Here is a 16,795-nt window from a genome sequence, read left to right on the forward strand (position 1 = left end):
GCTTCACCGACCTGCTCCACCAGCGCCGGTACGCACCGAGCGCACAGAGGGTCCTCCCGACCGTTCCGGCCGGCTGTGGCGAGGGCGCTGCCTGGTTAGTCCAGCCGGAAGCGCAGGCGGACGTCCTCTGCCCACTGCCCTGTTTCGGCGTCGCCCTCCTGCCACCGTCCGTTGTCATGGATCAGCGTCCGCGGCCCGAGCAGAACTCGTGGGAACGGGGACCGGCTCGGCACCCGGGGAAGCACCTCGATGGTGTCCACGCGGAAGGCGGGCACCTTGAATCCGCACGGATCGCCCTCATGGAACAGCACGGATCCGTGGCCGGAGAACCAGGCGACGACGCTGGAGTCGGCCAGGTTGCAGACAACCGGGACGTCAATGGTCCCGGACGCGGTGTCGCAGTCCTTCTCCTGCACCTCCGGCGCCGCCAGGAGGAGTGCCCGGGGGATCAGTTGGGCCTGCGGGTCGGCTGCCGAGCCGAGGAACATCAGGGAGTTCCGGGATTCCGGGCCGGCCATGTCTTTGACCATGACAGGCACCGCGTCCCAGCCGTCCAGGCTCTGCGCAGCGCGGTAGGCCGCCGCGCACCGGGCCAGGTCGCCCAAGCCGTCGAAGTACGTCGCGTCGAGGGTCAGTCCGTCGCCGTCGTCGAAACAGAGGACCGACTCGGGGGCACAGGTGGTGAGGAAGTCGAGCAGGAGCGGATGGTCGCCAAGGAGAGCGTCGCTGTCCGGGTCGGCGAGCGCCCGCATCAGGTGCACGTGCTGACCGTCCTTCTCGACCCGGGCGGAAACGGTCAGGGCGAAGCCCGCCGGGTGGACGTAACCGAAGTGGTGCTCGTTGGCGGTACGCAGCACCGGCAGTTCCGCGGACGCGGGAGTGGTCTCGACGCACACCCCGGTGGGGTGGTCCATGACGAAACCTGCCAGCACATAGGGCTGGGGCAGGTGCGCGAGGCCTCCCATGACCTTGCCGCTCAGCGCGAGTTCGCGCATCCTTCGGTCGCGTCGCGCCGGTTCTCCGAAGGTGGCCAGGTAGAGCGCCTCCCGCTCGGCGGGTGTTCCTTGCTCGAACCACGCGTACAGGTCCAGGGATGTGATGAGGCTCGCCTGGCTGTCGGCATCGCGGTGGATCTGGATCCGGACCGGTCCGGTGATCGGTTCGGCGATCTTCCGGGCAGCGTCGGCACGCGCCTGCTCGAGGTAGCCGGGGGCGCTGACCTCCCTGATCGCGTCCCGGATCTCCGCCACGGGCCGCATGTCCTTGGGGGTGAAGTGCTTGGACTTCTTGGCGGACGCCAGGAAATGGGACAGCTCCACGATGAAGGCGGCGTCCATCATCCGGAAATGGACGGCCGCGGACTCCGGCCCGGTCAGCTTCACCAAGGCCAGACCGGTCGGGAACTGGGCTGCCAGCAGGCACTCGGCGTCCGCCCGGTTCAGCCTGATCCGCCCGTCGTCCCGGTCCGTCGCCCGGACGCTGAAGCCGACGAAGACTCCGGATACCGGCCCGGTCCGGCCGAAGCCCGCGGCCAGGTCCGGCTGGCACAGGAAATCGAACCCGAAGTCGTGTTCGACCTTGTTGGGGATGATGAGGTTCTGCTCGCAGGAGAGCCGGAACCGGGCCTCTCCGATCGCCCCGATGCGCTGGGCGGCGTTGCGCTTCTTCGGCATGGTCCCCCGGATCGCATGTTCCGGTCACGCGGACCGGGTGCGTCTGCTGCTCCCCCGGCCGCATCCGCTGCTCGTTCCTCATTGTCGCAGCCGCCCCGGACCGCCCGCACGGATATCCGATCACCGCTCTGTGGCATTCGCGGGCTTGCGCTCCCCGAACGGTTCCGGGATGGTTCCCGGGCGGCCCAGGGCACGGCCTGACCGGGCTGCGGCCGACAAGGCGTGTTCCGGCCGCACGGTCCGTGCCCGTCGGCGGGAGCGCCATCCCTTGCTCCGCCAAGAAGACCTGCTGGGGACGCCCGGCCCGCCCGGGAAGCGCGTACCTGACCTGTCGCGTCGCCGGGTTGGGGCCGGACGGTGCGTCACGAACGTCGAAGGCGCGGGAGACGGCAGTAGCGCTCGCCCCCTTCGAATGCGACGGTCGGCCCGGGGGCGATCTCGGTGAAGCCCGCGTCGTGGACCACCGGCAGCTCACTGCGGAGGAGTTCCTCCCACGTCTCCGGCGAGGCCGTCCGCACCGCCAGCGCGAAACCGGCCTCGGCCCACTCCTTGCGCTGCGTGCCGTCCAGCCGCCACCACGCGAGCTGGGCGGCGTGTCCGGTCTGCGCCATCGTCTTTCCCGCGCTCATCTCCAGTTCCGGGTTGAGCCACAGCACCGGCACTCCCGGCTCGGGTGCGCCGACCTCGACGGTTTCCTCCAGGTCCGTCCCGGAGACCTGCAGCTTGGCGAGCTCCTTCGGCCAGCCGTCCAGCAGGACCGGCGGGAAGACCCGCACCTCCGCTTCCCGGCCCCGCACCGTGATCCCCGGCAGTTCGCCCGCCCGGCGCCACTCCCCGCCCCGGGCCCGGCGGACCACCTTGCGGATCCTGGCGTCCTCCCACGCCTCGACCCGCTCCGCCCACTCGCCGTCGGCGTCGGTCACCCGGGGGTCGGCCAGCAGGGTGAGCACCGCCCGGGCCGAGGTCTCCAGCGCGTCCGTCCGCCCCGGCGGGGTGGCCCGCTCCAGCCGGACGAGCAGCGGCAGCACGTACTGCGGCCGCGCGTCGCGGTCCTCGCCGGCCGGGGAGTCGCCGGAGCCGGCGCCGGGGCGGGACTCAGGGTCGGGGGTGGGGCCGGAAGGCAGGGCAGTGGAAGCCGGGCCAGTGGAAGCCGGGGCAGCGGAAGCCGGGGCATCGAACGGAGAAGTCACCCGTCCAGCATGCCAGCCCCTCCACGCCCGGTTCGGCCCGCCCCGTTCAGCGCAGTCGCTGCCGAAGCTCGTCCACGGCCGCCCGGATCCTCGCCCCGTAGGCGCCCTCCGGCAACGCGTCGAGGCTGCGCACCGCCCGCTCCAGTTGCTCGCGCGCGAGGTCGGGCTCGCCGAGTTTGAGGTGGTCCGACGCCAGGTTCAGGTGCAGCGAGGGGTAGAAGGCGCGCACCTGGACGGTCGACCCGTACGTGCGGGCGCGTTCGACGGTCAGCGAGTCGGCGGCCGCCAGGGCCCGCCGGTCCCACTCCAGCTCGGCCTGCGGGTCGTCCTGCAGGTCGGCCAGGTAGTGCGCCAGCACACACCGGTGGAAGACGTCCTGCTCACCCAGGGCCTCCCAGAGCGCCTCGAAGCCGGCCCGCGCCTCGGCGGTCCGTCCGCGCTGCGCCGCCCGTACGCCGTCCAGCCCGAGCGCGATCCGAGCCAGTTCCGGCTCGGTCTCGGGCTCCTCGCCGGCGGCCACCAGGCCGTCCTCGTCACCCGGACCACCCGTGGACGGATCGCACATACCAGACACATGGGACATGTCCGCAGCCTAACGGGCCGCCTGCGGAGTCGCCCCGTCCGCCGGGGCCCCGCCCGGCACCGGGCGCTCCGACGCCCCCGGACCGGGCGGCGCGGCGTCCGGTCAGCGCCGGTCAGCACAACGTCCGGTCAGCGCCGGTAGCCGCGCTGGGGGTCCCGTTCCTCCGCGTCCTCGTACATCAGGAACCAGCCCTCCGGGTGGGTGGCGGCGAGCAGCACCTCCGTCCGCTGCTCCGCGGTCAGCTCCGGATCTCCGTCGTCCGGCCCGAAGACCCCGAACAGTTCGTCGTGGCAGCCGTCCCAGTCGTAGTCGTAGAGGTCGGCCGGAAGGTCGCCCATCATGTCCGCCACCGACTCGGGCTGTGCGCCGAGCAGCGTCCGGGCGTCCAGCAGCGCCATCCGCAGCGCGATCTCCTCGGCCAGGCAGCGCGGCAGCGGCCACTCGCCGAGCGCGAGGTCGTCGGCGAGGTCGTCGAAGGCCCGGGCCATCGCGCGGCGCCAGCCCTGGTGCATCCGCCAGGTGCGCTGGGGCAGCCGGGCGAAGACCGTCCAGTCCACGTCCTCGCCGTCGACGACCGCCTCGTCCCCGTGCTCGTCGAGGTCGTCGTAGGCCGCGTCGGCGAGGCCGAGGAGCTGGGCGTGCAGGAGGCAGGCGGTGCGCGGGGTGAGCGTCCAGTCCCCGCCCGCGCCGCCGTCCTCGTCCTCGCCCTCCAGCGGGAAGAGTTCGGCGAAGTCGGGCGTGAAGTCCTCGGTGACGCTGATCTCCAGCGTCCCGCCGACGGCCTCGACCCCGGGAATGGCGGCCACCAGCCGGTCCGGGTGCAGCAGGGCACCGAGCGCCGCGTTGGCGTCCTCGGTGACCTCGCGCAGCAGCTCGCGGCGCTGGCCGGCCGGGTCGATGCCCTCGAAGTCCAGTTCCTCGACGGCCCTGATCGCGGCCGCGCGCAGAGCCGGCCAGTCGGTGATCCGAAGGCCCAGCACCACCGTCGCCTCGATCTCCTGCGCACCGGAGTCCTCCGCCGCGCCCGGCCCCTGTGGATGATCGCTTCGCTCGCCCATGGGGCTACGGTACGGCCTTTCGGTCGCCCGATCACCGGTCCGAGCCTGGTTCCGGAAGCCTTCTCGGCCACCGACCGGCCCCGCCTCTGTCACTCGGACGCGTGGCATCGGCAGGATGAGTGCCATGGCTGACATCAATGAGTACGGCGGTGGGCAGGGCCCGAACGCCGACGTCCTGGTCGTGACCACCAACGACATCCCCGGTTTCCGGGTCGACCACGTGATCGGCGAGGTCTTCGGGCTGACCGTCCGCAGCCGCCACCTCGGCAGCCAGATCGGCGCCGGGCTGAAGTCGCTGATCGGCGGAGAGCTGCGCGGTCTGACGAAGACCCTGGTCGAGAGCCGCAACGAGGCGATGGAGCGGCTGGTCGAGCAGACCAAAGCGCGCGGCGGCAACGCCGTCCTGATGATGCGCTTCGACGTGACGGAGGCCGCCGACGTCGGCACCGAGGTCTGTGCCTACGGCACCGCCGCGGTGATCTCGCCCATCGCCTGAGTCGCCCGCTCGGGGAAGACGGCACAGGCGACGCGAGCGGCCCAAGCGGCACAGACGACGGGAACTGCGGGAACTGCGGGAACGGCGGGAGCCGCGGGAACAGTCGTCCGGCCCCCGATGTTTCACCGGCGTGACTGTTTACGGTGCAACGAACAGCGCTCCCCAGCGTGTGGACGTCGTGGTGGTGGGCGCCGGACAGGCGGGCCTGTCCGCCGCCTACCACCTGCGCCGCCGCGGCTTCGCCCCCCACCGGGCCGACGCCGACGGCGGCTTCGTCGTCCTCGACGCCAACCCCGCACCCGGCGGCGCCTGGGCCCACCGTTCGCCGTCCCTGCGGATGGCCACCGTGCACGGCTTCCACGACCTCCCGGACGCCGTGCTGCCGCCGCCCGATCCCCAGGCCCCCGCCCGCGAGGTGGTGCCGGGGTACTTCGCGGCGTACGAGGCCCGGCACGCGCTCCCCGTCGTACGCCCCGTCGCGGTGCACGCCGTACGCGCGGAGTCCGAGCGCCCGGACTCCCGGCTACTGGTCGAGACCGACCGCGGCACCTGGTCCACCCGCGCGCTGATCAACGCCACCGGCACCTGGACCCGCCCGTTCGTGCCGCACTATCCCGGCCACTACGCCGGCCGCCGGCTCCACTACGCCGACTACCGCGGCCCCGAGGAGTTCGCCGGCAAACGCGTCCTGGTGGTGGGCGGCGGAGCCTCGGCGATCCAGGTGCTGTCGGAGGTGGCGGCGGTCGGCGAGACGGTCTGGGTCACCCGCTCCGAACCCGTCTTCCACGACGGGCCGTTCACCCCCGAGTACGGGCGGGCGGTGGTCGCCCGGGTCGAGGAGCGGGTGCGGCAGGGCCTGCCGGTGCGCAGCGTGGTGAGCGTGACCGGGCTCGGGCCGTCCGTCGCCTACCGGCGTGCCGAGGAGTTGGGTGCGCTGCACCGGCGGCCGATGTTCGACCGCCTCACCGAGCACGGGGTCGCCTGGGGCGACGAGGAGCTGGCGGTGGACGCGATCGTCTGGGCCACCGGCTTCCGGCCCGAGGTCGGCCACCTCGCCCCACTCGGACTGCGCTCTCCCGGCGGCGGCATCGCGCTCACCGGCACCCGGGCCACCGCCGATCCGCGCGTCCACCTGGTCGGCTACGGCCCGTCCGCCAGCACGGTCGGCGCCAACCGGGCCGGGCGCGCGGCCGTCAACGACCTGGTCGAGCTCCTCGGGGATCCGGCGAAGCTGCCCGTGCCGGCCACCGCCTGACCGCCGGACGCCCGGCCACCGGTGGCCGGGTACCGGGCTCCGCAGCAGTCACGGCTCGGCGGTCGCACCCCGGGGGTCGCACCCCGGGGTCGCGCCTCAGCGGTCGTAGTCGACGGTCACCCGGTCGGTGAGCGGTCGGGCCTGGCAGGTGAGCACGTAGCCGGCGGCCAGCTCCTTCTCCTCCAGGGCGAAGTTGCGGCGCATCTCCACCTCGCCCTCGGTGACCAGCGCGCGGCAGGTGCCGCAGACACCGCCCTTGCAGGCGAACGGCAGGTCGGGGCGGGAGCGCTGGGCGCCGTCCAGGATCGAGCGGTCGCGCGGGAGGGAGAGGGTGCTGCCCCGGCCGTCGAGGACGACGGTGACCTCGCTGTGCACAGCGCCCGCGCCGTCGGATGAGGTGTCCGCCCCGTCCCGGTCGTCGTCGCGCTCCGCGAACGGCTCGTCCTCGGCGTGGAACAGTTCCTGATGCACGCGCTCGCCCGGGACGCCCAGCTCGCCGAGCAGCTCCTTGGCCCCGGCGACCATGCCGAACGGGCCGCACAGCCACCAGTGCCCGACGCTCCCGACGTCCACCAGCGCCGCCAGCAGCGCCCGCACCCGCTCCGGGTCGAGGCGGCCGCTGAGCAGTTCGGCGTCCCTGGTCTCCCGGGAGAGCACATGGACCAGCTGGAAGCGGCCGAGGTAGCGGTCCTTCAGGTCCGCCAGCTCATCGGCGAACATCACGGTGTCGCTGCGCCGGTTGCCGTAGAGCAGGGTGACGGTGGAGCAGCGGTCGGCGGCCAGTACCGAGCCGGCTATCGACAGCATGGGGGTGATGCCGGAACCGGCCGCGAGCAGCACGTGGTCGGCCGGGACACCGAGTTCGGGGGTGAAGAGGCCCGAGGGCGTCAGGACCTCCACCTCCTCGCCCGGCTGCGCCTCGCGCACCAGCCAGCGCGAGAACAGCCCGCCCGGCACCTCCCGGACGGCGATCTGCAGCGGGCCTCCGACGGGGGCGCAGATCGAGTACGAGCGGCGCTCGTCGACGTCGTCCACGACCTTGCGCAGGGTCAGGGTCTGCCCGGGGCGGAAGGCGTACTCGTCCGCGAGCTCGTCCGGCACCGCGAAGGTGACCGCCACGGCGTCCTCGCAGAGCCGCTCCACCCGGTCGATCCGCAGCCGACGGAAGGCGGGGCGGCGGGCCGGGCGGATACCGGTCGCCGGGGTGCCGGCGGGGGAAGCGGCGAGCATTCAGATCTCCTTGACGCGTTCGAACGGCTCCCGGCAGGCGAGGCAGCGCCAGAGCGCCTTGCAGGCGGTGGAACCGAAGCGGGACAGCTCCTCCGTCTCCGCGCCACCGCAGAGCGGACAGGGCACGGGGGCGGCCGCGGCGGCACCGGTCACGGCTCCGGCACGGGTCACGGCTCCGGCACGGGTCGGGCCCAGGGTCAGCGCGACCGGTCCGGTCGGCCCGGCGGCCTCGGTCGGCCGCGGCGGCGCGATGCCCGCCTCGGCGAGCTTGCGGCGGCCTTCCGCGGTGATCAGGTCGGTGGACCACGGCGGGTCCAGCCGCAGGCGCACCCGGACGTCCGGGTACCCGGCCGCGCGCAGGCGACGGTCCACGTCGGCGGCCATCTCGGCGACGGCGGGGCAGCCCGAGTAGGTCGGGGTCAGCCAGGCGGTGACCGCGCCGCTGCCGCCGTCCACCTCGACCCCGGCGAGGACGCCCAGGTCGGCCAGGGTCAGCATGGGCAGCTCCGGGTCCGGGACGGCTGCGGCGACCGCCCAGGCCAGGTCGCGGTCCGCCGCCATAGCGGTTTCCGCCGCCGTGCCCGCAGGGTTCGTCGCCGCGCCCGCAGGGTTCGTCGCCGCGCCGCTCGTCACCACGTCGCCCCCGGGTGGGCGCGGGCCACCACCTGCAGTTCGGCGAGCAGCAGGCCCAGGGCCTCGGTGTGCACGCCGTCCCGGCCGGCCCGGCCGAGGACGGTGGCCAGCGGCGGCACGTCCGGCACGGCCAGCCCGGCCTCGGCGAGGACGGCGGCGAGTGCGCGCAGCACCGGCTCGCGCAGGGTCTCCGGGTCGACGCCCACCCGCAGTTCCACCGGGTGCGCCGTGAACAGCTCCTCCAGCAGCGGCCAGACGGCGTCCAGCCCGGCCTGCATCCGCTCGGCGGAGTACGGCGTGCCGTCCCCGAGGCGCAGCGTCCAGGCGGTGGCGTACTCGCGGTGGTACGCCAGTTCCTTGACGCCCCGGGCGGCGACCGCCGCCAGCACCGGATCGGGGTGGGCGCTCAGCGCCTCGTAGAGGGCGCCGCGCGCGGTGGCGAACAGCAGCAGCCGGGCGACGGTGTGGGCGAAGTCGCCGTTCGGTGCCTCGACCAGCCGGACGTTGCGGAACTCGTAGTCCTCGCGCCAGTACGCCAGGTCGTCCTCGGTGCGGCCGGAGCCGTCCGCCTGGCCGGCCCGGGTGAGCAGCAGTCGGGACTGGCCGAGCAGGTCGAGGCCGAGGTTCGCGAGCGCGACCTCCTCCTCCAGCTCGGGCGCCCGGGTGCACCACTCGATCAGCCGCTGGGAGAGGACCAGCGCGTCGTCGCCCAGCATCAGGCAGTAGGCGGCGAGGTCGGCGCCGTCGAGACCGGCGGGCAGGGCGGTGTCCACGCCGAGCAGCGGGTCAGCGAAGCCCGTCCCGTACGCCCAGCGGCCCTCGCCCTCGGGGCCGGGGGCGGCCTCGGTGAGGCTCAGGTAGACGTGGTCGTCCTGGTCCGCGGCGGCGGTGGTGGCGGTGCGGTCCTGCATGGCGGTTCCCCCGTCAGATGTGCGGGACATCCTCGGGGATGTCGTAGAAGGTCGGGTGGCGGTAGACCTTGTCGCCGCTCGGCTCGAAGAACGGGTCGCGCTCGTCCGGGGTGGAGGCAGTGATCGCGTCCGAGCGGACCACCCAGAGGCTGACGCCCTCGTTGCGGCGGGTGTACAGGTCTCGGGCGGCGAGCAGGGCCATCCGGTCGTCGGAGGCGTGCAGCGAGCCGACGTGGACGTGGTTCAGCCCGCGCCGGGGGCGCACGAACACCTCGTACAGCGGCCAGCCGGCCTTGGACTCGGTCACTTTCCGTTCTCCTGTTCGGTGGCGTGCTGGACGGGCTCGGCGGCACGCGAGGCGGCCTGCTCGGCAACATGCGAGGCGGCCTGCTCGGCGGCGTGCTTGGCCGCGTAGGCGACGGCCGCCTCGCGCACCCACGCACCGTCCTCGTGGGCGGCGCGACGGCGTTCGATCCGCTGGGCGTTGCAGGGGCCCTGGCCCCGGATGACCCGGTTCAGCTCGGACCAGTCCGGCTCGCCGAAGTCCCAGCCGCCGCGCTCCTCGTTCCAGCGCAGCTCGGGATCGGGAAGCGTGACGCCCAGGTGCTGGGCCTGCGGGACGGACATGTCGACGAACCGCTGCCGCAGCTCGTCGTTGCTGTGCCGTTTGATCCGCCAGGCCATCGAGCGGGCGGAGTTCGGCGAGTCGGCGTCCGAGGGCCCGAACATCATCAGCGACGGCCACCACCAGCGGTCGACGGCGTCCTGGACCATCCGGCGCTGGGCCTCGGTGCCGCGCATCAGCGTCATCAGGAGCTCGTAGCCCTGGCGCTGGTGGAAGGACTCCTCCTTGCAGATCCGCACCATCGCGCGGGCGTACGGGCCGTAACTGCAGCGGCAGAGCGGGACCTGGTTGCAGATCGCCGCACCGTCCACCAGCCAGCCGATCACACCGACGTCGGCGAAGGTGAGGGTCGGGTAGTTGAAGATCGAGGAGTACTTCTGGCGGCCGGAGATCAGTTTCTCCGTGAGCTCCGCGCGGTCGACGCCGAGGGTCTCGGCCGCGGCGTAGAGGTAGAGGCCGTGGCCGGCCTCGTCCTGGGCCTTGGCGAGCAGGATGGCCTTGCGGCGGAGAGACGGGGCCCGGGTGAGCCAGTTGCCCTCGGGCTGCATGCCGATGATCTCGGAGTGGGCGTGCTGGGCGATCTGGCGGATCAGGGTGGCCCGGTAGGCGTCCGGCATCCAGTCCCTGGGTTCGATCCGCTGTTCGGCGGCGACGACCGCCTCGAACCGGTCCTCCGGTGTCTGGGCGGGGAGCGCCTCGGCCACCTCTGCTGTCACCACGGTCCCCTCTCGTGTCCTGCTGAGTCCTGCCGTGCCGAGCCCGAAGCCCAACCGACTGACCGTTCGGTCGGTACCATTCTGCGCGGCGGGGTGGAGGGATGGCAAGGCACGGAAACGAGTAACAGGTAACAGATGACAGATTACGAAATCTGTCATCTGTTACCTGTTACCAGTTATCCGTTTGCCGTCAGCTGTTGCCGGTTCGGTGCGTCGCCGATGTCGTCGCCGATGCCGTCACCGATGCCGTTGCCGTGACCGCCGCCGCTACCGCCACCTCGCCGTCAGCCCACCACCCGCTCACCCCTCCGTGCGGTCGCGCAGTCGCGGCAAGGGGACGGCGAGCAACGCCGCCAGCAGGGCGATCCGGGGGGCGAGCTGGTCCAGCCGGATGTACTCGTGCCGGGCATGGGCCCCGGCACCCACCGCACCGAAACCGTCCAGGGTCGGGAGCCCGCGCGAGCCCGGCAGGTTGGTGTCCCCCGCCCCGCCGGCCGGGGCGCCGTCCAGCTGCTGCCCGAGCACGGCGGCGAGCGAACGCACGTGCCGCAGCAGCGGGTTGCCGGTCCGCTCCGGCCAGGCCGGGCGGCTGGACAGCACCTCCGTCCGCACCCGGGCACCCGGGCGCAGTGCGGTGAGCCGGGCGAGGTTGTCCAGCGTGCGGCGCTGCGCCTCACCGGTGGCGAACCGCAGGCCGAGCTCGGCCTCGGCCCGTCCCGCGACCACGTTGGCCCGCGAACCGCCGCTGATCCGACCGGCGTTGAGCTCGGTACCGGGCTGGCCGGCGATACCGCGGACGACCACCAGTTGGTCGACCAGCTCGTCGACCGCCGACACGCCGTCGTGGGCGTCGTTGCCCGCGTGCGCCTCGCGGCCGGTCACCGTGAGCCGGACCCGGGTGCTGCCCCTCCTCGCGGTCTTCAACCGGCCGTCCGGATGCGGCGGTTCGAGACCCAACACTGCTGCTGCGCCGCGTAGTTGGCGCTCGACCAGCCGTCGTCCGTCCGGGCTGCCGACCTCCTCGTCGGAGACCACGACCAGGCGCACCGTCCGGTGCGGCCGTTCGCCCAGGTCGGCGAGCAACGCCAACGCACCTTCCAGGATCGCGAGTCCGCCCTTCATGTCGACCACACCGGGGCCGGTGAGTCGACCGTCCCGCTCGGTGACCGGCCAGTCCGCCAAGGTCCCGGCCGGCCAGACGGTGTCGTGGTGGCCCACGATCAGCAGGTGCGGCAGGGTTTCGTCCCGCCCCGCCCACTCCAGGACGAGGTGATCCCCCGCCGGACCGGGTTCGCGGCGGGCGGTGGCCCCGGTGGCTTGGAAACCCGCGGCCAACTCCTCGGCGAGGGCGTCGAGTCGGGGGGCGTCCCCGCTGGGCGACTCGATCCGGGCCAGGTCGACGCAGCGGCGCCGGACGGCACCGGCGAGCGTACGGGCACGGGCGCTGAGTGCCTGCGGCAGGCCGGGCAGCGCCGCGGTGACCGGAGCGTTCGCGGCCGCGGGCGCGGCGGGGTCGGTCACGGCGGGGGTCGTCACGGCGGGGACGGTCACGGTGGTGGCGGAGACCGTGGCTGTCGCTGCGGTGGTTGCGGGGGTTGCAGCCGTTCCGCGAGTGACGGAAGTCGCCGGGGTGATGCCAGTTGCGGCAGCCACAGCAGTTGCGGCAGTCACAGCGGCTGCGGAAGTCGCACCGGTGACAGCAGCTGCGGCGGCGGCTTCGCCGTCGGCGGCGGTCGGGAGCGAAACCTGGGCGCGGTCGGGTTCCGCGGCGGCTCCCGGTGCGGCGGGCGACCCGACGATCTGGGGACTCAACGTTCGCCTCCGCGGCCGCCGCCGGTATTCAGCGGCCGTACCGGCCGGCCGCTCCCACCGGGGTACCAGGCCCGACCGGACCGCCCCGATCGGCCGGGATGGCCGGCGGCCCGCCGGAGCGGCCCGTCTGGCCCAAGTGCGGTGCAACGGCTGGGCGGCGTGCTTGGCATTGCGTCCTCCTCGCTCGATCCGGTGGCCCCGGTCCGCCCGGAGCCCCGTGGACGGCGGCCTCCTGGCGGCGGGCACAGTGGCCGGCCCGCCGCAGGGAAGCCGAGATGTGAGCCTAGAAGAACCGTTCGGTTTCCTGCGAGGTGGCCCTGCTCCCAGCGTGCCGGTTCCGGGCCCGACCTCGGACACCCGCCGGAGAAACCGCGGCGGGCGCACGGCACGCGGGCCTGGTTCGGCGCGCGGACACGGTCGCCGGATCGCGCCCATCTCCACCATGGACCCGCCGCCCGAGTTCGGCATCGCAAACCGCCAAGGCACGGCATTTCCACGCCGGATGGGTGACAACAGCTCAGCACTCGGTACGAATCGGGAGCACGCGACGGCTCAGGGAAGCCCATCCTCCGCCGGGCCTGTCTCCGCAGGGACGTCCGGGGAACGCCCGCATGAACACCGGCTGGTGCGATGCCCCGACGAGCCTCGGCGCCCCCGCCGTGCACCGCCCCGCGTCGCCCCGACCGCGCCCCCACTCCCCTGACCGCGCCCCGACTCCCCTGACCGCTTTGACTGCTTCGACCTCTCTGACTCGCTCTGACCCGCTCTGGCCCGCTCTGACCGCTCTGACCGCTCTGACCGCTCTGACCGCTCTGACCGCCCGCACGATGGGGGGTGACTCCGCGGCCGCTGGAAGGCTGACGGTCCCGCCGCCCTCAGCGGCCGTCCCCGACCAGTCCCGCATCGCGCGCCAGCAGCGCGGCTTGGACCCGGTTGCCGACACCGAGGCCGGCCAGGATCCGGCTGACGTGCACCTTGACCGTGCTCTCGCGCATCCCCAGGACGCCCGCGACCTCGGCATTGGAGAGCCCCTCGGCGAGTTCGCGCAGCACGTCGGTCTCGCGCGGGGTGAGCCCGGCGACCCGGCTGCGGGCGGCAACCGACCGGGGTGCGCCGACGCGGTGGTAGCGGTCGATCAGGCGCCGTGCGGCCGCCGGGTGCAACATCCCCTGGCCCTCCGCGACGACGTGCACGCCCCGGGCGATCTCGGTGGGCGGGGTGTCCTTGAGCAGGAAGCCGTCGGCCCCCGCGGCGAGCGCTCGGTACACGTACTCGTCCAGGTCGAAGGTGCCGAGCACGATGACCCGCGGCCCGTCGGGCAGTTCGCACAGGCGACGGGTGGCGGCGATGCCGTCGAGCCGGGGCATCCGGATGTCCATCAGCGCGACATCGATCCGCCGACGCCTGGCGAGCTCGACCGCCTGCAACCCGTCGGCGGCCTCGGCGACCACAGCGAGCGCCGGGTCCTGGGCGAGGAGGCCGACCAGGCCGAGGCGGACGAGTGCGTCGTCGTCGACCACCATGGTTCGGATCACGCGTCCTCCTTCGCTGCTGAGCCGATTGCTTCCCATCGCTACGACCCGGCCCGCGCACGGGCGTCGGCCCGGGAACCGGACCGGGCGTCGTCCGCGGCGCCCGGTCCGTCCTGCGCATCAGGAGCTCCCTCCCTCGCCCCAAGCGCCTTCTGCCCGTGGCGCGTTGCGCCTTCCGCCGACGCCGTCCCCGCCCCCGCGCCCTCTCCGGCCCGGACCGGACCGGCCCGGACCGGACCGGTGCAGTCCGGTGCAGCGCGGTCCGGTGCGTCGGACTGACTCGATGCTAGGGGCCGGTCGGCTCCGGAGCGCCCCGGCCTTCCGGGCGACCGCACCCTCGACTTCCGCCGGGGGTCTGCGCCGCTGACCCGACGATTCGCGGCGCTTCCGCCCTGCCCGGCGTCGCCGGCACGACCACCGACCAACTTCACCCCGGGCCCGGCTCCACCGCGCACCGAGACAGTCCCCTGCCACCCACCGAGACCGCCCGCCGTTCCTCGCCGAGGCTCTGCGGACCTTCCACGGCCCCGGGGCGTTGGGCCCGGGCGGCGCCGGCCTTCGGCGCCGCCCGCGAGCGCCGAACAGATGACAGTCAACAGATTTCAACTTTCAGATGACAGACGACAGAGAACAGATTTTGAAATCTGTTCGCTGTTCGTGCCATAGTGGCACCCGGGCCGCCCTGCCCGCGCCCCGCCGTCAATCCCCAGGCGTCGCGCCCGCCCCCGAACCTCGGAGTGCCCCATGTCCTCGACCACGCGCCCCGCCCAACGCCGACTCGGCACCGCCGGGCCCGTCACCTCCGCCCTCGGCCTCGGCTGCATGGGCATGTCCGACATGTACGGCCCGGCAGACGAGGCCGAGAGCATCGCCACCATCCACGCCGCCCTCGACGCCGGCATCACCCTGCTCGACACCGGCGACTTCTACGGCATGGGCCACAACGAACTGCTGATCCACGAGGCCCTGCGCGGCCGCAACCGCGAGGACGTCGAGATCAGCGTCAAGTTCGGCGCCCAGCGCAGCCCGGACGGCCAGTGGCTCGGCTACGATGCGAGCCCGGCCGCCACCAAGACCGCGCTCGCGTACACGCTGCGCCGCCTGCGCACCGACCACATCGACGTCTACCGTCCGGCCCGCCTCGACCCGAAGGTCCCGATCGAGGAGACCATCGGCGCCATCGCCGACCTGGTGAAGGCCGGTTACGTCCGCCACATCGGCCTCTCCGAGGTCGGCGCGGACACCCTGCGCCGCGCCGCCGCCGTCCACCCGATCGGCGACCTGCAGATCGAGTACTCGCTGCTCACCCGCTCGATCGAGGCCGCCATCCTTCCCACGGCCCGCGAGCTCGGCATCGGCGTCACCGCGTACGGCGTGCTCTCGCGCGGCCTGCTCAGCGGCCACTGGAGCCAGGACCGCGCCCTCGCCGGCACCGACTTCCGCACCCGCAGCCCGCGCTTCCAGGGCGAGAACCTGGCCCACAACCTCGCCCTGGTCGAGGCGCTGCGCGCGATCGCCACCGCGAAGGGGGCGAGCGTCGCGCAGGTGGCCATCGCCTGGGTCGCCTCGCGCGGTGAGGACGTCGTCCCGCTGGTCGGCGCCCGCCGCCGGGAGCGTCTGACCGAGGCGCTCGGCGCGCTGGACGTCGCCCTGTCCGAGGCCGACCTCACCGCCATCGAGGCGGCCGTCCCCGCCGACTCCGCCGCAGGCGACCGGTACGCTGCCGCGCAGATGTCCCACCTGGACAGCGAGCGCTGACCGGCCCGGCCGACCGACGCCGCCCGCCCCGCCAGCCCCACCAGCCCCACCAGGTGGTCCGGCCGACCGGCTCCACCGGCCGGTCCGGACCGCAGCGCCACCCGACCGCACGACCCTAAGGACGGACCCGCCCCGTGACCACGGACACCACACTCACCGCCGAGCAGATCCTGATCGCGGCGGAGGACGTCCTCCGGCGGTTCGGCCCGGCCAAGGCCACCGTCGTGGATGTCGCCCGCATCCTCGGCGTCAGTCACAGCAGCGTCTACCGGCACTTCCCGAGCAAGGCCGCGCTGCGCGAGGCGGTCACCCAGCGCTGGCTCGACCAGGCGCACTACGAGCTCTCGACGATCTCCATCGAGGGCGGCCCCGCCTCCGAGCGGCTGCACCGCTGGCTGACGACCCTGTTCGCGGCCAAGCGGAAGAAGGCGCTCGAGGACCCGGAGCTGTTCGCGACCTACATGGCGCTGGTCGAGGAGCACAGCGACACCGTCGACGCACACATCGACACCCTGGTCAGGCAGATCTCGCAGATCGTGCAGGACGGCATGGACAGCAAGGAGTTCAAGCCGGCCCACATCGTCAACACCGCCCGCGCCGTTTTCGACGCCACCGCCCCGTTCCACGATCCGGCCTACGCGTCGACCTGGACCGCCCCGGGCGCCGACGACCGATTCGAGGCCGTCTGGAAGCTCGTCCTCGGCGGTCTGAAGCTGAGATGATGCCGCATCAGGTATCGCGCGTGAGGTGTGTTCGGCGGCGGCCGGACCCGGAAGCGTCGACGGGCGCAGCCTGACAACCCCGCCGAGCCACCGGATCAGCTCCGGAGAACGCCGGACGCCGCCGCCGCTTGGTTTCCGACGTGCGGGGCGTCCGGCAGCTCCGCGCAGCCGTGCCCGCCGGCCCGGATCCGCGCCGAGCCCGCCTCTCAGCGGCGGGAGTTGCCGAACAGCAGCCGGTAGACGATCAGCAGTGCCAGGGCGCCGCCGATCGCCGACACCCAGGTCGCCCCGTCGAAGAAGTGCGCCGTGATCGACCGGTGCAGGAAGTGCGACGCGACCCAGCCGCCGACGAAGGACCCGGCGATGCCGATCAGGGTGGTCACGATCAGGCCGCCCGGGTCCTTGCCCGGCAGCAGCAGCTTGGCCAGCGCACCCGCCAGCAGGCCCAGCACGATCCACGCGATGATGCTCATCCGTCGTCCCTCCCGTATCGGCGCGACGGCCCCGCCCGTCCGCTCTGCTCCGGAGGACGCCACCGCTCGGCGCCCGGTTCCGACGCCGCAGGGCGCAGTGTCGGTACCGGCCACCGACCAACCGGCCA

At 73.4% G+C, this 16,795-nt stretch carries 16 protein-coding genes; 4 read left to right on the forward strand and 12 right to left on the reverse strand.

Annotated elements, in window-relative coordinates:
* Positions 1 to 95: 95 nt before the first annotated feature.
* From IF30_RS0108480 to IF30_RS43325, 4 genes are all read right to left on the reverse strand, one after another.
* Complete coding sequence (locus IF30_RS0108480; RefSeq protein WP_030234246.1) at positions 96 to 1,673, reverse strand: hypothetical protein; 1,578 nt, start codon at positions 1,671 to 1,673, stop codon at positions 96 to 98.
* Between the two features lie 362 nt (positions 1,674 to 2,035).
* The gene (locus IF30_RS0108485; RefSeq protein ID WP_107054350.1) at positions 2,036 to 2,863 is read right to left on the reverse strand and encodes a peptidyl-tRNA hydrolase; all 828 of its coding nucleotides are present in this window, start codon (positions 2,861 to 2,863) and stop codon (positions 2,036 to 2,038) included.
* Positions 2,864 to 2,909: 46 nt separating this feature from the next.
* Entirely contained in the window at positions 2,910 to 3,446 is a 537-nt protein-coding gene (locus IF30_RS0108490) for a hypothetical protein (protein WP_199807838.1), read from the reverse strand.
* A 128-nt stretch (positions 3,447 to 3,574) separates the two neighbouring features.
* The gene (locus tag IF30_RS43325; RefSeq protein ID WP_030234254.1) at positions 3,575 to 4,504 is read right to left on the reverse strand and encodes a hypothetical protein; all 930 of its coding nucleotides are present in this window, start codon (positions 4,502 to 4,504) and stop codon (positions 3,575 to 3,577) included.
* Between the two features lie 124 nt (positions 4,505 to 4,628).
* Here IF30_RS43325 and IF30_RS0108500 point away from each other — a divergent pair, with 124 nt between their 5' ends.
* Both IF30_RS0108500 and IF30_RS0108505 read left to right on the forward strand, forming a co-directional pair.
* The gene (locus IF30_RS0108500) at positions 4,629 to 5,000 is read left to right on the forward strand and encodes a YbjQ family protein (RefSeq protein WP_030234257.1); all 372 of its coding nucleotides are present in this window, start codon (positions 4,629 to 4,631) and stop codon (positions 4,998 to 5,000) included.
* Positions 5,001 to 5,130: 130 nt separating this feature from the next.
* Positions 5,131 to 6,255 (forward strand): NAD(P)-binding domain-containing protein, encoded by a 1,125-nt coding sequence (locus IF30_RS0108505; protein ID WP_037899305.1) that lies wholly within the window; start codon positions 5,131 to 5,133, stop codon positions 6,253 to 6,255.
* A gap of 96 nt (positions 6,256 to 6,351) precedes the next feature.
* Here the strand turns inward: IF30_RS0108505 and paaE are convergent, their stop codons facing one another.
* The 7 genes from paaE to IF30_RS0108540 all read right to left on the reverse strand — a co-directional run bounded on the left by paaE (position 6,352) and on the right by IF30_RS0108540 (position 13,717).
* Positions 6,352 to 7,485: a 1,2-phenylacetyl-CoA epoxidase subunit PaaE gene (gene paaE, locus IF30_RS0108510; RefSeq protein WP_030234262.1), complete on the reverse strand. Its 1,134-nt coding sequence runs from the start codon at positions 7,483 to 7,485 to the stop codon at positions 6,352 to 6,354.
* Positions 7,486 to 8,046, reverse strand: a complete 561-nt coding sequence (gene paaD, locus IF30_RS0108515) for a 1,2-phenylacetyl-CoA epoxidase subunit PaaD (protein WP_030234264.1) — start codon at positions 8,044 to 8,046, stop codon at positions 7,486 to 7,488. It abuts the gene before it with no gap.
* A gap of 68 nt (positions 8,047 to 8,114) precedes the next feature.
* A complete protein-coding gene (gene paaC / locus IF30_RS0108520) occupies positions 8,115 to 9,029 on the reverse strand; it encodes a 1,2-phenylacetyl-CoA epoxidase subunit PaaC (protein ID WP_051709507.1) in 915 nt (304 codons plus the stop codon).
* 13 nt (positions 9,030 to 9,042) lie between these two features.
* On the reverse strand, positions 9,043 to 9,336 hold the full coding sequence (gene paaB / locus IF30_RS0108525; RefSeq protein ID WP_030234269.1) for a 1,2-phenylacetyl-CoA epoxidase subunit PaaB: 294 nt from the start codon (positions 9,334 to 9,336) through the stop codon (positions 9,043 to 9,045).
* Positions 9,333 to 10,373 carry a 1,2-phenylacetyl-CoA epoxidase subunit PaaA gene (gene paaA, locus IF30_RS0108530; RefSeq protein ID WP_107054351.1) on the reverse strand — a complete coding sequence of 347 codons (1,041 nt, stop codon included), beginning with the start codon at positions 10,371 to 10,373 and terminating at the stop codon, positions 9,333 to 9,335. The genes paaB and paaA overlap by 4 nt, the downstream gene beginning before the upstream one ends.
* Before the next feature lie 297 nt (positions 10,374 to 10,670).
* On the reverse strand, positions 10,671 to 11,906 hold the full coding sequence (locus tag IF30_RS0108535) for a M20 family metallopeptidase (RefSeq protein ID WP_199807839.1): 1,236 nt from the start codon (positions 11,904 to 11,906) through the stop codon (positions 10,671 to 10,673).
* 1,151 nt (positions 11,907 to 13,057) lie between these two features.
* A complete protein-coding gene (locus IF30_RS0108540; protein WP_030234279.1) occupies positions 13,058 to 13,717 on the reverse strand; it encodes a response regulator in 660 nt (219 codons plus the stop codon).
* 741 nt (positions 13,718 to 14,458) lie between these two features.
* Between IF30_RS0108540 and IF30_RS0108545 the strand changes: the two genes are divergently transcribed.
* Positions 14,459 to 15,472, forward strand: a complete 1,014-nt coding sequence (locus IF30_RS0108545; RefSeq protein WP_030234284.1) for an aldo/keto reductase — start codon at positions 14,459 to 14,461, stop codon at positions 15,470 to 15,472.
* Positions 15,473 to 15,606: 134 nt separating this feature from the next.
* Positions 15,607 to 16,194 carry a TetR family transcriptional regulator gene (locus tag IF30_RS0108550; RefSeq protein ID WP_030234287.1) on the forward strand — a complete coding sequence of 196 codons (588 nt, stop codon included), beginning with the start codon at positions 15,607 to 15,609 and terminating at the stop codon, positions 16,192 to 16,194.
* Positions 16,195 to 16,400: 206 nt separating this feature from the next.
* On the opposite strand, the gene IF30_RS0108555 is transcribed toward IF30_RS0108550, so the two are convergent.
* Complete coding sequence (locus IF30_RS0108555) at positions 16,401 to 16,667, reverse strand: GlsB/YeaQ/YmgE family stress response membrane protein (RefSeq protein ID WP_030234289.1); 267 nt, start codon at positions 16,665 to 16,667, stop codon at positions 16,401 to 16,403.
* Positions 16,668 to 16,795: the final 128 nt, after the last annotated feature.

This window comes from Streptomyces sp. NRRL S-350 (genome assembly GCF_000719705.1).
In the GTDB taxonomy this organism is placed as follows: domain Bacteria; phylum Actinomycetota; class Actinomycetes; order Streptomycetales; family Streptomycetaceae; genus Kitasatospora.

Excerpts from the sequence above, each read along its gene's own strand:
- IF30_RS0108480 (WP_030234246.1), bottom strand. The coding sequence starts at position 1,673 with ATGCCGAAGAAGCGCAACGCCGCCCAGCGCATCGGGGCGATCGGAGAG.
- IF30_RS0108490 (WP_199807838.1), bottom strand. The coding sequence starts at position 3,446 with ATGTCCCATGTGTCTGGTATGTGCGATCCGTCCACGGGTGGTCCGGGT.
- IF30_RS43325 (WP_030234254.1), bottom strand. The coding sequence starts at position 4,504 with ATGGGCGAGCGAAGCGATCATCCACAGGGGCCGGGCGCGGCGGAGGAC.
- IF30_RS0108500 (WP_030234257.1), top strand. The coding sequence starts at position 4,629 with ATGGCTGACATCAATGAGTACGGCGGTGGGCAGGGCCCGAACGCCGAC.
- paaE (WP_030234262.1), bottom strand. The coding sequence starts at position 7,485 with ATGCTCGCCGCTTCCCCCGCCGGCACCCCGGCGACCGGTATCCGCCCG.
- paaD (WP_030234264.1), bottom strand. The coding sequence starts at position 8,046 with ATGGCGGCGGACCGCGACCTGGCCTGGGCGGTCGCCGCAGCCGTCCCG.
- paaC (WP_051709507.1), bottom strand. The coding sequence starts at position 9,029 with ATGCAGGACCGCACCGCCACCACCGCCGCCGCGGACCAGGACGACCAC.
- IF30_RS0108545 (WP_030234284.1), top strand. The coding sequence starts at position 14,459 with ATGTCCTCGACCACGCGCCCCGCCCAACGCCGACTCGGCACCGCCGGG.
- IF30_RS0108555 (WP_030234289.1), bottom strand. The coding sequence starts at position 16,667 with ATGAGCATCATCGCGTGGATCGTGCTGGGCCTGCTGGCGGGTGCGCTG.